Source organism: Faecalibacterium sp. BIOML-A4 (assembly GCF_009679665.1).
Taxonomy (GTDB): domain Bacteria; phylum Bacillota; class Clostridia; order Oscillospirales; family Ruminococcaceae; genus Faecalibacterium; species Faecalibacterium taiwanense.
This window is the reverse complement of the sequence record NZ_WKZG01000018.1, coordinates 47,234-61,429: the sequence shown is the minus strand read 5'-3', so window position 1 is coordinate 61,429 and position 14,196 is coordinate 47,234. Positions and strand designations below refer to the sequence as shown.

At 52.5% G+C, this 14,196-nt stretch carries 12 protein-coding genes; 8 read left to right on the top strand and 4 right to left on the bottom strand.

What is annotated here, in order from left to right:
- Positions 1 to 4 precede the first annotated feature (4 nt).
- Complete coding sequence (locus GKG34_RS12580) at positions 5 to 2,863, bottom strand: zinc ribbon domain-containing protein (RefSeq protein ID WP_154256426.1); 2,859 nt, start codon at positions 2,861 to 2,863, stop codon at positions 5 to 7.
- A 226-nt stretch (positions 2,864 to 3,089) separates the two neighbouring features.
- On the opposite strand from GKG34_RS12580, the gene GKG34_RS12575 reads away from it, so the two are divergent.
- Positions 3,090 to 3,425, top strand: coding sequence for a helix-turn-helix domain-containing protein (locus tag GKG34_RS12575; RefSeq protein WP_154256424.1), 336 nt, complete (start codon positions 3,090 to 3,092; stop codon positions 3,423 to 3,425).
- 236 nt (positions 3,426 to 3,661) lie between these two features.
- On the opposite strand, the gene GKG34_RS12570 is transcribed toward GKG34_RS12575, so the two are convergent.
- From GKG34_RS12570 to GKG34_RS12560, 3 genes are all read right to left on the bottom strand, one after another.
- Positions 3,662 to 4,918 (bottom strand): AAA family ATPase, encoded by a 1,257-nt coding sequence (locus tag GKG34_RS12570; protein WP_154256422.1) that lies wholly within the window; start codon positions 4,916 to 4,918, stop codon positions 3,662 to 3,664.
- A gap of 20 nt (positions 4,919 to 4,938) precedes the next feature.
- Positions 4,939 to 5,139, bottom strand: coding sequence for a helix-turn-helix domain-containing protein (locus tag GKG34_RS12565; RefSeq protein WP_154256419.1), 201 nt, complete (start codon positions 5,137 to 5,139; stop codon positions 4,939 to 4,941).
- 478 nt (positions 5,140 to 5,617) lie between these two features.
- Positions 5,618 to 6,934, bottom strand: a complete 1,317-nt coding sequence (locus GKG34_RS12560; RefSeq protein WP_154256417.1) for a M18 family aminopeptidase — start codon at positions 6,932 to 6,934, stop codon at positions 5,618 to 5,620.
- Between the two features lie 175 nt (positions 6,935 to 7,109).
- On the opposite strand from GKG34_RS12560, the gene GKG34_RS12555 reads away from it, so the two are divergent.
- The 7 genes from GKG34_RS12555 (at position 7,110) to GKG34_RS12525 (ending at position 14,181) form a co-directional block, all read left to right on the top strand.
- On the top strand, positions 7,110 to 8,390 hold the full coding sequence (locus tag GKG34_RS12555; RefSeq protein ID WP_154256415.1) for an L-serine ammonia-lyase, iron-sulfur-dependent, subunit alpha: 1,281 nt from the start codon (positions 7,110 to 7,112) through the stop codon (positions 8,388 to 8,390).
- Positions 8,391 to 8,524: 134 nt separating this feature from the next.
- Positions 8,525 to 9,223 (top strand): response regulator transcription factor, encoded by a 699-nt coding sequence (locus GKG34_RS12550; RefSeq protein ID WP_005938284.1) that lies wholly within the window; start codon positions 8,525 to 8,527, stop codon positions 9,221 to 9,223.
- Positions 9,223 to 10,743, top strand: a complete 1,521-nt coding sequence (locus GKG34_RS12545) for a HAMP domain-containing sensor histidine kinase (protein WP_154256414.1) — start codon at positions 9,223 to 9,225, stop codon at positions 10,741 to 10,743. The genes GKG34_RS12550 and GKG34_RS12545 overlap by 1 nt, the downstream gene beginning before the upstream one ends.
- A gap of 426 nt (positions 10,744 to 11,169) precedes the next feature.
- Complete coding sequence (rpe, locus tag GKG34_RS12540; RefSeq protein ID WP_154256413.1) at positions 11,170 to 11,820, top strand: ribulose-phosphate 3-epimerase; 651 nt, start codon at positions 11,170 to 11,172, stop codon at positions 11,818 to 11,820.
- 14 nt (positions 11,821 to 11,834) lie between these two features.
- Positions 11,835 to 12,854 (top strand): RnfABCDGE type electron transport complex subunit D, encoded by a 1,020-nt coding sequence (locus GKG34_RS12535; protein WP_154256412.1) that lies wholly within the window; start codon positions 11,835 to 11,837, stop codon positions 12,852 to 12,854.
- The gene (locus GKG34_RS12530) at positions 12,851 to 13,573 is read left to right on the top strand and encodes an Rnf-Nqr domain containing protein (RefSeq protein ID WP_154256411.1); all 723 of its coding nucleotides are present in this window, start codon (positions 12,851 to 12,853) and stop codon (positions 13,571 to 13,573) included. The genes GKG34_RS12535 and GKG34_RS12530 overlap by 4 nt, the downstream gene beginning before the upstream one ends.
- On the top strand, positions 13,570 to 14,181 hold the full coding sequence (locus tag GKG34_RS12525) for an Rnf-Nqr domain containing protein (RefSeq protein WP_154256410.1): 612 nt from the start codon (positions 13,570 to 13,572) through the stop codon (positions 14,179 to 14,181). The genes GKG34_RS12530 and GKG34_RS12525 overlap by 4 nt, the downstream gene beginning before the upstream one ends.
- The last annotated feature ends 15 nt before the right edge of the window (positions 14,182 to 14,196 follow it).

Genomic DNA, 14,196 nt, shown 5'->3' with positions numbered 1-14,196 from the left:
CTTTTTATTTTTTGTAGTTAATTTTTGAGCCGCAGAAGCAGCAGAACTTTGAATTTCTTGGAATCTTCTTCCCACAATAAGGGCAAAAGATATTATCATTTTTTGGCGGCTCTTTGGGCTGCAATGGCTCTTCAGGCGATTGAACCTCAGAGCGAAGACCAATAACCAAAGCTTGATTCAGGTGGTCAAAAAGGGATGGTGAGTTGATTGTTGGATTCTTAAGCCGTTTTGAAAAAATCTTATCCGAACTGCTGATTTCAATATAGCTGGACTCATTGGATTTTTCTAGCTTGATAGATTGCAAATCCTCAACATGAATTGCGCAGCCTTCATTTTGACCATCAAGAAAATACAAAAAACTATTTGTGAGGACGATAATGAGAAAACTGTCTATGGTTCGTGCTGATACTTCGGAACTTTCGATGTTAATTATAATATTTATAAATGGGTTTGATTCATGTAGCAAAATGAATTCATTTCTGGAAAGATGTGCCTTCAGAGGAGATGTCCCAGTTACATTAGAATTGGGATGTTCAGAACTACCGTATAGCTGAGAACCCGATGTTAAACAAACAGAAGATTGTTCATCGGGCGATAAATAGTGATGCAACCGTTCACACAAAAAAGAACTCGAATTGATTTTATTATTAGGGATGATTTTTTGAACCATGAGAGATTGGGCTGTTTTGATGCACTTTTTCAGTAATTCTAATCCCTCTCGATCCTTGCCAAACTCGAATGTATGATCGGTGGATTTGAAAATGATTTTAGGATGATAGCTTTCTTTAGGCTCTTCTTTAATGTCTTTCCATAAGCGACCGGTGGGCATATATCTGCCTGGATAATAGATTCCGCTCGTTGTAATGACTGTGTAAGTACTATCTAAGAAGCTCTTTCGAGAGTAGTACATACAAACAATATCATCTTTTGGAACAAGTGCGCCGAAATCACCAACGTAAACAGATTTGTGATCTGAAAATTCTCCCTTTTTAGCCCAATTCTCATCAAGAGTAGTATTTATAGAGGTGCATGGGAATTGAGGATAGTTTAGGCATTGATTGACGATTGCAGATGCGATTTTTTTGCGGAGGTCGTTGTCATCTTTGTGGGGATCGGCGTAATTATCTAAATACCGTGCGATTTGCGTTGGGATGTTCAGAAGATCGGCACAATCAGCAAGGATGGCGTTATAGACATCACTTCCACTTGTTTTGAAAGAAGCTATAATTTCAAAAGGCTTCTGGGAATCAACTATTCCACGTTGTGTGAAAAGTTGCTGGATTGCATCACGGATTTGATAAATCTCCGAGGAGGGAGCATGGATTTGTTCTTTGATTTTAGCAGTATAACGACTATTGAGCTCTTCCACAGCCAAAGCCATAGTGACGGCATTGGCGATAGTTGGCGTTGAACTGGAGGATGCGATTCCGTTTGTAACAGGAATATGCCGCCTTTCTGCAAAATCAAGGATAGCGGTAATACGTTCTTTACTGCTCAGGCTTTCATTTCTGTAAAATTGCCTCAATTCCCGCATGGCACGCACGAAGTACTGCTGCTGCTGAACTTCTGCGGCAACTCTTAGATCACTTGCATTTTCCAGTTCTTGAATTTCATTGATTGCTGAGTGGTCAAGTTCAGGAAGATTGGGATAATCGTATCTTTTCTTAAGGTCTTCCAGAGATTGCAAATAGATGCGGTGTTGTTCGGCACTATTATTTCCAGCTCTAGATTGTTCCATAGCTTCATGGTATAGACCGTGAACTGCAAACTCAAAGGAAGATTTGATTAAAGTACCTGCGGCTTCATCACCTTTGACCGTTGCATGGATGCAATCGTCTGAAGATATTAGACTGTACTTTTGGCCAAGAGCGATGATTCCTTTGGCACATTCGCCATATTGTGCTGGCGAACTCAGTTGGTCTAAAAGTGCATCAAGGGCTGTATCCATCAATTCAAGTCGATCCGCATAAAGAGAAAATCCTAAGTACTCTGCTAGGGCAAGAACTTCAGTCTTGTCGATACCATCCTGCCGGTATAGAAAAGAATAGTACTCCTCATTATAAGGTGAGAGCTCGATTGCGGTAGACATGAGTCTCGCAATCTTTGATGTATCGGTTACTCTTGTCTGCACATTATTAAAAATAGCAAATGACTTTTCGATGTTCTCTCTTTGGCTCCAAGAGCATAAAATGCCTTTATGAGTAGAATACTCTATTTGACAAGCGAGAATGCAACCATGAATACAATTTTGCAACGCAATATCGAATTCCTGAAAAACATCGTCAGACAGCAAAGAATTTTGCTTGCTTTTGTATGCAGTGGAAGATGCAAAATCGCTGATTCCATCTCCAATACCACGTACAACACCAGTGGCAGCATTTAAGACAGCAGCTTGTGCAGCACCTTTAATTGCACCTGTGATTCCGAAACCTCCGCCCATCCACTGCGAACGATTTGCACGATTGTACGCTTTTTGTGTCCTTTTTTCCATGTACTCGTTTGCAAGATTGACGTAGTGACTAAGGAAATTTTGAAATTGGGGCTGTTTTGCAAAATTGAAATAGCGTTCCTGATACCTGTGTATGAACAGTTCCTCAGAACAATCGTAAATTTCATTTTCAACAAGAAAATTGACGATAATTGGAACGATTGCTTCGCAAATCAACTGATTGACCATTAGTGGAAATGATGAAGCGACCTCGTCAACATTTGGCATCTTTCCGTGTTTTGAAATCAGTTGTTCCATTGAATCATAAATGGAAAACTGGCTCATGTCATCTATAATATCAGTTCGGAGAGTGTTTAACTTATTAAAATCATCTGAAAATGAGATGCTGTTTTCTCCCAAATGGAACTGAACCATAGCGGAGGACCTCCTTTGAAAGCTAACCATGCTTGACATTTGAAACTTCCAACAAAGGTTACATACCTTTGCAATAGTAACAGAAAGACCATTGATTAGAAGTGTGATTCTGTAAAAATGCTACGAATAATCCTGCTATGATTATACGACTTATGCAATTACTGGTCAAGGCTTCAGAAGATAAAATCGTAAGTAAGCACTACGATTTGTACAAGGAGGCCGAACCATGGAACGAGAGAAGCCTACATTTGATATTTTAGGGCGCATTGAACAGGAGCGACTTGCCCGTGACTGGTCCGAGTATGCCCTTGCAGAAAACTCCGGGCTAACCCAATCCACCATCTCAACATGGAGAAGAAGAAATCTTCAGCCGAATGTTGCTTCTATCGAGAAAATCTGTGCAGGCTTCGGCATTACCCTCTCTCAGTTCTTTCAGGAGGAGGACTCAGTTTATCTGACGAAGGAGCAAAAGAAGCTTCTTGATCTCTGGGCTAAGCTCTCTCCTACTCAAAGAGAAGCAGTCACTAAAATGCTGTGTGCTTTCCTATATATAAGCGAATGACACTTTTTCCTGCTCGTCAGTCACACGTGTTAAAAATTTTTTCCGTAAGCCCCCTTTTTCGACGCACCCATTCAATGGGTGCGTTACAGGGGTGCTTCCGAAAATAATTTTCAACACATGTGCCTTCCTCGCAGGCTGGATTTCTTTTTAATATATCTATAAAATCCAGCATATTATCAAACAAAAAGCGGCCAAGCCTATAAAAGACTTGACCGTTTTCTTATTGATAATAGGATTTAGGTATAAAGTTCTCTGATTTTTGTAAGATCACTGTTCAATAGAGTTTCATGTTCCAGAAGCTCTTTCTGAACAGCAAGCAGGAAATCTCTGTTATCATAGAGGATTTCGTAGGCTCTGCGGTATAACTCTTCCATCTTAGCTGCTTTTATAGCTTCGCTACTGAAAAGTCTTGTCTCTGACATTCTATTATTCGCCGATTCGACCTCTGAGAAACCAGCACCTGCGAGGGATGTCATCCAAAGATCAAGCAGACGATTGGCATTCTGAATGTCACCACTTGCATTTACATCCATCACTCCATAAATTAAAGACACACCTGCTTTTCCTGCCAAAGTCTTCGTTATATCGTTCAGAAGTTCTTCTTCGTTTTTCAAGTAAGTAGAACAGCCATTCTCGAAGCCACCAATGCAGCTCTGATTCCCACGAATGGTAACGATGCCGATGCTGTCAGGATTCAGAATCTCTCCTACAACTGCGTGGGCTGCTTCATGTAATGCAATATTCTGGCATTCGGTCAAATCAAGGCACTTGTCTGTTTTGGAGAGCTTATAAACTACCTGAAGCAGAGCATCTGTCACATCATCTTTGTAAATATGCTCGTGTCCTTGGTAGGTGCTATTCAGCGCAGCAAGGTTCATTACCGTTTCAAGGGTAGCACAGCTCACCTTGGGCATAGCTTTAACAATATCCGAGATAAGAATATCTTCTGCCAAATCCTTGTCCCGGAGATAATAGCTGACGATCCTCTCTGCAATCTTTCCCGTTGGAGGGTCAAGATAAAGCGTGTAGTCGAATCTGCCGGGCCTCAGCAGCGATGGAGGCATATACTTTGTGTCATTCGTCGTAGCAATTACAAAAAGATCTGTGCTCTTTGCGTCATCAATACAGGCTTGCAGACAAGCCCATTCCGGCGCATAGGGAGAATTGGATTCTACATAGAGGTTCAAATCCTCCAAGAGCAGTATACTAGGTGCGGCTTCCTTTGCAGCCGAGAAAGCAGCCCTCAATTCATCTAAAAAACTGTTTTCCTGACTGGTTTTCCGAAAGACATAAGACCTGCGACCTGATTCTTTTATAAAGACGGTTGCCAGCAAACTTTTACCAAGGCCAGGATCGGATTCCATCAGAAGTCCTCTGGGGATAGAAGCTCCTTTGCTTTTATAGAGTTCTGGCCTTTTCAGGGCATCCAGTATTTGACGTAGAATGTTTTTAGTGGATTCATAACCGATGATTTTTTCATCAAATCTGTCCATGGTAGTAGTCCTTTCCATTTTTACCGCCAACCTGCGGCTTTCATCTGTGATTCTTTAACGATGTACTCTTGAACGGCTCTTTTGGGAATTTTCCAAACCCTGCCGATTCGCATAGCCTTGATTTTGCCTGTTTTCAGGAGCTTGTAGGTTGTATTCATGCCACATCCCAGTATGTTGGCTACGTCTTCCGGGGTGATAAGAACGTCGTAGTAATCGAACATAACGATCAGCCTCCTTCTGATACTTCGTTATAATGAAGTTGAGGCACAGAGGATGAAAGAGGTTGCAAGATGATTTTTTGCAACAAAAAAGACACCTCCGAAGAGATGTCTTAGTTGGTTGTGTGGGCTGGACAGAGGAGAGTACTCACCCTTTACTCACCCTTTTGCCATGAGAATGCAGCAGGATGTACAAATTTACATAGAAGTGCAAATGACATAGCAACGATGAATATAAGGATATATGAAGTGGTATCAGGATACATTGCAGGCAGTGCAAACTCCGATACCTAATTTCATTTTATTATACTCCTTGCGAAAAAGATTTTACGCTGCGGTAAAAAGCGATATTATAACAGGATAATTGTAGCACAATGGACGTTTTTTCTCAATACTCACTTAAGTGGAAACGAAAAGCCGCCCGTGGAAAAGCAGTGCTGCTTTTCCACGGGCAGTCCTTATGATTCAGGTTGTACGGGTCTTACTTGCAGATGGTAAGGGTGCCGGATGCGGTCTCCTCAAAATGGCTGGCGTAGAATTCCTCCATCAGCCGGATGAGAGAAACGATGTCCCGGGCACCGGCGGTCTCGTAGCAGGAGTGCATGGCCAGCTGGGGCAGGCCGATGTCCACGCAGTTCATGGATACCTGCGCCATGGCAAGGTTGCCCAGAGTGCTGCCGCCGACCTTATCGGAACGGTTGGCAAAATACTGCAGCGGGACACCGGCGCGGGCGGCAAGCTCTTTGGCAACGGCTATGCTCATGCCGTCGCTGGTATACTTCTGGCCGGCATGGACCTTGACCACAACGCCCTCGTTCATGTAGGTGCAGTTGTTCACATCGGTATATTCCGGGTGGTTGGGGTGCACGGCGTGGGCGTTATCGGCGCTGAACATGAAGCTGGAGGCCACCGCACGGTGGAAGTCCTCATCGCCGGGGCAGACGTTCTGCGCGATGCGGTGCAGAACGTCGTACAGGAAGGTGGAAGCTGCGCCCTGCTTGGTGCCGGAACCCACCTCTTCGTTGTCGAAGAAGGCGGCAACGTTGATGGAGCGGGCGCAGTGCGCGTTCAGAAAACCTTTCAGGATGCCGAACACACACTGCTGGTCGTCCAGACGGCCGGAGGAGATGAACTCCTCATTGCAGCCCCAGACGGCGGCCTTTTCGCGGATGCAGAGGAACAGGTCACTGCCAAGGATCTGCTCTTCTGCCACCTGCAGCTCAGCGGCGATCAGCTTTTTCAGCACGCCTTCCTCGGCGGCACCGCCCAGCAAAGGCAGCATATCCACCTGCTTGTTGTAGGAAGCCCTGTCGTTGACTTCGCGATCCATGTGGATGGCTACGCTGGGGATCATCAGCAGGTCGCGGTCCAGCGTGAGCAGGCGGGAAGTGATGGCATTGTTCTCCTTTATCAGCACGCGGCCTGCCACCGACAGCGGCCTGTCCATCCATGTGGAGCAGATCATGCCGCCGTAGCCCTCGGTGTTCAGCTTAGTGTACTTCTGGCCCATGTGGATCTCGGCGTTTTCCTTGATGCGGAAGCAGGGGGAATCCGTGTGGGCAGCGGCCACGTTGAAGCTGTAGTTTTCCAGCTGTTCTCCCATGCGGAATGCAAGGATGCTGGAGCCGTTGCGGCAGACAAAATAGCTCCTGCCGGGTTCCAGCTGCCACCGGCGGCTCTCCAGCAGCTCGGAAAAGCCCTCCTTCAGCAGGATGTTCCGGACGGATGCAGTGGTGTGGTATGCGGTAGGATTGCCGTCAATGAAGGACAGCAGCTCCTGTACTTCTTTTTCGATCATTGGAAGACCCTCCATGGATTTATCGGTTTGGATGCTCCTATTCTACTTCTGCTGTTTGCGCTTTGCAATAGCCGGCCCTGCGTGCGGGGAAGAATTTGTTTTACATTGCGCGGGTTCTATAGTATACTATTCCTGTTGGTAAATATCGAATCGACAGGAAAGGCAGGGACCCGTCATGGAACGCAGTGATCCGCGCTATCAGGCGTATGTGAAAATATTAAAAGAGGAGCTCATCCCGGCAATGGGCTGCACAGAGCCCATTGCACTGGCTTATGCTGCGGCCCGGGCACGCGAGGTGCTGGGCGCACTGCCCGAGAGCGTGCAGCTGCAGGTGAGCGGCAGCATCATCAAAAACGTGAAGAGCGTCATCGTGCCCAACACCGGCCACCTGAAAGGCATGGAAGCCGCTGTGGCAGCGGGCATCATTGCCGGTTCGGCAGACAGAGAGCTGGAAGTCATCTCCGAGGTCAGCGAGGACAAGAAGGCTGCCATCCGGGACTATCTGCAGACGGTGCCCATTTCCATCCAGCACATCGAGCAGGGGCATGTGTTCGATATCATCGTTACCGAGCGCAGCGGGGATTCCTACGCAAAGGTGCGCATTGCGGATTTTCACACCAACATCTGCCTGATCGAAAAGAATGGCCGGGTGCTCTACGAAAAGCCGCTGCTGAACGAGGAGACCCGGCGGGACAGCCGGGCCGACCGCAGCCTGCTGAACATGAAGGACATCTGGGACTTTGCCGAGACGGCCGACCTGCAGGATGTGGCGGACCTGCTGGAACGCCAGATCCGCTATAACAACGCCATTGCAGAGGAGGGCCTTCTGGGCGACTATGGCGCGAACATCGGCCGGGTGCTGCTTTCTACCTACGGCAACGATGTGTCTATCCGGGCCAAGGCCAAGGCGGCCGCCGGTTCGGATGCCCGCATGAACGGCTGTGAGCTGCCGGTCATCATCAACTCCGGCAGCGGCAATCAGGGCATCACCTGCTCGGTGCCGCTCATTGAATATGCCAAGGAGCTGCACAGCGGCAAGGAAAAGCTTTACCGTGCCCTCATCATTTCCAATCTGGTGGCCATCCACGAAAAGACCGGCATCGGCACCCTGTCCGCCTACTGCGGCGCAGTCAGCGCCGGTGCGGGCGCTGGCGCGGGCATCGTATATCTGTGCGGCGACGGCTATCAGGCCGCCATCCACACGGTGGTCAATGCGCTGGCCATCGTGTCCGGCATCGTGTGCGACGGCGCAAAGGCCTCCTGCGCGGCAAAGATCGCATCCTCGGTGGATGCGGCCTTGCTTGGCTACAACATGTACAAGTGCCATCAGGAGTTCAAGGGCGGCGACGGCATCGTGATGAAGGACATCGAGACCACCATCAAGGGCATCGGCCGTCTGGGCAAGGACGGCATGAAGGAGACCAATGAGGAGATTATCCGGCTGATGATCGAGTAAGGCCGGGCCGGAATTGTGAAAAAATCATACAAATCCTTCTTTATTTTGTCATAACTCTTCCGTATAATAAGAAGTGGAATACTTTGCTGCTCTGCCCGCCCGGCGGGCATCCGATAAAATGGGAGGAGATCATTATGGCCAACGAAAAGATCCTCGTTGTGGACGACGATACCAATATCTGCGAGCTGCTGCGGCTGTACCTGACCAAGGAGGGCTATCAGGTCACGGTGGCAAACGATGGCGAAGAAGGTCTGGAAAAGTTCAATCAGGTCAAGCCCGATATGGTGCTGCTGGACGTGATGATGCCCAAGATGGACGGTCTGGAAGTGTGCCGCCGCATCCGCAAGGCGGGCAACACCCCGGTGATGATGCTCACGGCCAAGGGCGAGACCTTTGATAAGGTGCTGGGCTTGGAGCTGGGTGCAGACGATTACATGGTAAAGCCCTTTGATGCCAAGGAAGTGGTGGCCCGCATCAAGGCGGTGCTGCGCCGCTGCCAGACCACCACGGCTGCTGCCGAGAGCACCGAGGGCGTGATCGAATTCGACAACCTGCGTCTGGACATGAACAGCTATGAGCTGCGGGTCAAGGGCAAGGTGGTGGAGGCTCCCCCCAAGGAGCTGGAACTGCTGAACTGTCTGGCCTCCCACCCGAACCGCGTCTACACCCGCGACCAGCTGCTGGACGAGGTGTGGGGCTTTGAGTATTACGGCGACAGCCGCACCATTGATGTGCATGTCAAGCGCCTGCGCGAGAAGCTGGCCGGTGCTTCCGACAAATGGGAGCTGAAGACCGTATGGGGCGTGGGCTATAAGTTCGAGGTGCGTCAGTAATGCGCAAAAGTATCTCGGTGGCGTTCTTCTCGCTGGTGTCCACCCTGATGGTGCTGGGCATCGTGCTGATGGGCGCTTCGGAGTGGGTGCTGTTCAAGAACTACTTCGCCAAGGACCGCTACGAAACACTGGATCAGGTGGTGGGTGTCACCCAGCGCACGGCCCAGTATCTGGTCCAGCAGGCGGAGCTGCCGGAAGGCGATGAGCTGGACGCACTGAGCACCAAGCTGGAGATCATCGGCGAGAGCGCAGAGGCCTATCTGTTCTTTACCGACAACGACGGCCGGGTGATGATCGCCTCCAGCCCGGACAAGCTGGAGTGCCTGACCGTGCCGGAAGAAATGATGGAGAAGATCGACGCTTCCGATGCAGATTACTACCATGTGTTCGGCACGCTGGGCGGCATGCTGGACGGGAAAAGCTACATCACGGTCAGCGAAATGCGCAATGAGAACGGCCAGCCCAGCGGATACCTGTTCCTGTGCTCTTCCGGCGAGCAGCTGACCCAGTTCAAGCAGCAGTTCTGGTCCAACTTCCTGCTGTCGGCCTGTGTGATGCTGCTATGTGCCAGCATCCTGACCAAGATCCTGATGCGCCAGCTCACCGACCCGCTGCAGAAGGTGACGGATGCCGCCCAGCGCTTTGGCGGCGGTGATCTTTCCGTCCGTGTGGAGGGAGTGGAAGGCGAAGGCGAGGCAGCCGACCTTGCCCGCACCTTCAACCGCATGGCAGACAACATCCAGATGAACGACAACTCCCGCGGTCAGTTCATGGGCAACATCGCCCACGAGCTGCGCACCCCCATGACCACCATCAAGGGCTTTGTGGACGGCATTCTGGACGGCACCATCCCGCCGGATATGCAGAACCACTACCTGCAGCTGGTCAGTGAGGAAACGGGCCGTCTGGCACGGCTCATCCAGAACATGCTGGATCTTTCCAAGCTGGAAAGCGGCGAATATCAGGTGAATGCCCGGATGTTCAACATCTGGGAGACGATCACCGGCGTGGCGCTCTCGGCAGAGCAGCGCATCAACGACGGCATGATCGACATCGACGGCCTGACCATGGACGAAAAGGTGCTGGTCTACGCCGACCCCGACCTGATCCATCAGGTGGTGTATAACCTGCTGGACAACGCCATCAAGTTTACGCCTGCGGGCGGCACCATCCGCTTCGGGGTGGAAAAGCTTGGCCCGGAAGCCGAGATCTCCATCTGGAACTCCGGTCAGGGCATCAGCCCGGAAGCGCTGCCATACGTGTTCCAGCGGTTCTACAAGGAGGACCGCTCCCGCGGCCTGCACGCCCGGGGCGCGGGTCTGGGCCTGAACATCTGCAAGGTGCTGGTGAACCTTTCCGGCGGGCAGATCCGGGTGGAGAGCCAGCAGGGCGAGTGGTGCCGGTTTGTGTTCACCCTGCCCACCGTGGCCCCGAACCCCGGCGGCATGAAGCGTCTGCCGGACGAAGCCGGCGGTGAACCCACCGTGGAAGACCCTGCAAGCATGAAGCCCGTAGAATGAACTTCCAGCCAGACTGCCCCGGACCCGGGGCGGTCTGGCTGTTTTGGCGTGGGGAACTTTGCCGCCGATGAAACTCCCCCAGTCATCTCGCTGCGCTCAATGCCAGCCCCCTCTGGGATGGGGCCCGTGGCATGGCGGTAAAGCTTCCGGTTAAAGTGCAAATCTTCCGGGCGTGCCAGAGGCTCCCTCTCCGAGGGAGCTGGCAAAGCCGTCAGGCTTTGACTGAGGGAGTTTCTTCGCAAATGGACAAATCTTTCCAAATACGTCATTTCCGTGAAAAAGCCATTGGCGGGTTTGATTTTTTGCTCGTTTTCATGTAAACTAAAAGATAACCATGCCCATGCTGTTTTTGCGGTTTGAAACCGCCAGTACAATGGGACAAATGGGAATAAGAATTTATAAAATAACGGAGCGTAAAGATAGAATATGGCAATCGTAAGTCCTTCGATCCTTTCCGCTGATTTTGGCAAACTGGGTGCAGACTGCCGCATGGTGCTGGATGCCGGTGCACAGATGCTGCATTACGACGTGATGGACGGCCACTTTGTGCCCAACATCAGCTTTGGCGTGCCGGTGCTCAAGAGCCTGCACAAAAATCTGCCGGATGCCTTTTATGATGTGCACCTGATGATCAGCCATCCGCTGCAGTATGCGGAAGCCTTCATCAAAGCCGGTGCCACTCTGTACAACTTCCACCTTGAGTGCGAGGACGATATCCAGGCCACCATCGATGCCGTCCGGGCGCTGGGCTGCAAGGTGGGGCTGACCATCAAGCCCGGCACCGAGCCGCAGGCGCTGGCACCGTATCTTGACCAGCTGGATCTTGTGCTGGTGATGAGCGTGGAGCCCGGCTTCGGCGGGCAGAAGTTCATGCCCTCGGCGCTGGACAAGCTGCACTGGCTCAAGGCAGAGCGCGAAGCGCGCGGCGCACACTATCTGCTGGAAGTGGACGGCGGCGTGGACAATGCCACCGCGCCCCAGTGCGTGGAAGCGGGCGCTGATATTCTGGTGGCGGGCAGTGCGGTGTTCGGCGCAGCAGACCCTGCTGCAGCCGTGCAGCACCTCGCCAGCCTTTGAAAGGATAACCATTTATGGATGAATCTTTGATCCGGGAGCAGGAGGCACAGCTCCAGAAGACCGGCCGCTACTATAAGCATATCTGCTTTATGGCGGTGCCGGTGCTGTGCATGGCCTGTTTTCTGTACGGTGTGCGCCCGCTGCTGCTGTGCGGCATTGCGGTGCTTACCGGTAACCTGTGCGACCGTCTCGTTTCGCTGCTGCGCCGCCGCGTGTATCAGGGCAGTGACTTTTCCAACGAGAGCTTTGCGCTCGTCATTGCCCTGCTGATGCCGGTGACGGTGGATATCTATGTTCTGATCGCCGCAGTGCTTGCCGGTGTGCTGATCGGCAAGGAGATCTTTGGCGGCTACGGCAGCTACCCCTTCAACCCGGCTGCTGTGGGCTATGTGGTGGCGGCAGTGTCATGGCCGGAACAGGTGTTCCGCTATCCGCAGCCCTATACGAACATCCCTTTGTGGGACGCTTCCATGGTGCCGGTCTCCAGCGCCATTGAGGACACCCTGCGCAGTGGCGGCATGCTGAACATCGGCTCGCTGGCGCTGGGTCTGGGCGAATATGCTGCTCCCATGGGCACCGGCGCTGCGCTGGTGATCCTTGCCTGCGGCCTGTTTTTGTGGACCCAGAAGGATGCCCACATGTCTGCATCGATCAGCTTTCTTGTGACCTGTGCGGTCATTGCATTCTTCTTCCCGCGGCAGGCGGGCCTTGCCGACAGTGCCGTGCTGTCAAATATCCTGCCCCGCCTGCAGTGTGTGCGGGATGAGCTGCTGACTGGCGCGATCCTGTTCAGCGCGGTGTTTCTGATCAACGAGCCTTACACCTGCGTGCACCACCGCATGGGCCGTGTGCTGTACGGCGTGCTGGTGGGTGTTGTGAGCATGGGCTTCCGCTACTATGGCGTGTACGAGACCGGTGTGTGCTTTGCACTGCTGGCGGTCAACAGTGTGTCGGCATGGATCGACCGCACCGAGGCAAAGCTGTATCACCTGACCCATCTGCAGGCAGATGCCGGAAAGGAGGCAGCACAATGAGACGCGCAACGGCTGAACTGATCGTAAAAGATCCCAACAAGTTTGCCCACCACGACCGTGTGTTCCTGAATAACCCGGTGGTCATGCAGGGCATGGGCCTTGCCCCGCTGGTGGTGCTTGCCACCAGCGGCCAGAATGCGGTGATGCTGGCGGTGGCGGTGGCGCTGCTGCTGGTGCCCTCCCGCGTGCTGGCCTGTCTGCTGAGCCGCCTTGTGCCCCTGCACGACGAGGACCCCGCCCCGGAAACGCTGCAGAAAAAGCTGCTGCCCCGTGCACTGGTGTACGGCTTCAGCACGGCGGTGGTGTATCTGGCGGTGTATCCCATCCTGAATATGCTGTTCAGCACCAGCCTGCTGAGCCTTGGCATCTACCTGCCCCTGCTCACGGTGGAGCCGCTGCTGACCTACCGCTTTGGCCGCGTGCAGGAGACGGTGCGCAAGGCTGTCTCCAAGGGCCTGCGCATCACGGTGGGCTATGCTTTGCTGCTGGTGCTGCTGGGCTGCGTCCGTGAATGGCTGGCCGCAGGCACCATGTTCGGTGTGGTTGTCAGCCGCCCGGTGCTGCCCATGGCAAGCATGCCGGCAGGCGGCTTTATCGTGCTGGGTGTGCTGTGCGCCGTATGGCGTGCACTGGCCCAAAAGCGCAAGGCATATCTCACCAAAGAGGCACGCAACCTTGTGGATGTGCATTCCCAGAAGGAGGCGGACCGCGAACAATGAGAGATGTTGTAACAACAAGCGCAGTGTTCTTCAGCTATGCACTGCTGGCGGTGTTCGCGCAGAACGCCGTCTTTACCCGTGCACTGGGCGTTTCGCGTCTGGTGCAGCTGGTGGGCGATGACCGCACCAGCAGCTGGCTGTTTGGTATGCAGCTGTGCATCACGCAGGTGCTGGTAACGCCGTTTGCGTGGTATGCCGGCAGCCGGATCGCGCCGCTGGCAAACCGTGCCCAGCTGCGCCCGCTGGTGTATGTTGCCAGCATTGCCGTGGTGTGCGTTCTGGAGCACGCCGTGCTGTGGCTGGCGAAGGGCCTGCCGCACCGCAGCGCATTGCTGCGCATCGTGCCGCTGGCGGGCCTGAACAGCTGTGTGCTGGGCACTGTACTGGTGGAGCGCACCCAGAGCTTTACGCTGGGGCAGAGCCTTGGCTTTGGCCTTGGCAGCGGCCTTGGCTATGTGCTGGCGGTGCTGCTGGTAACGGAAGCCCGCCATCGCCTGCGCAGCAAGGCCATCCCGGAAGCATTCCGCGGCCTGCCCATCACGCTGGTGTATATCGGCGTGCTGGCACTGGCAATCTATGGTTTCACCGGACATTCTGTGATCCTGTAACATTGGCAGGGAGGA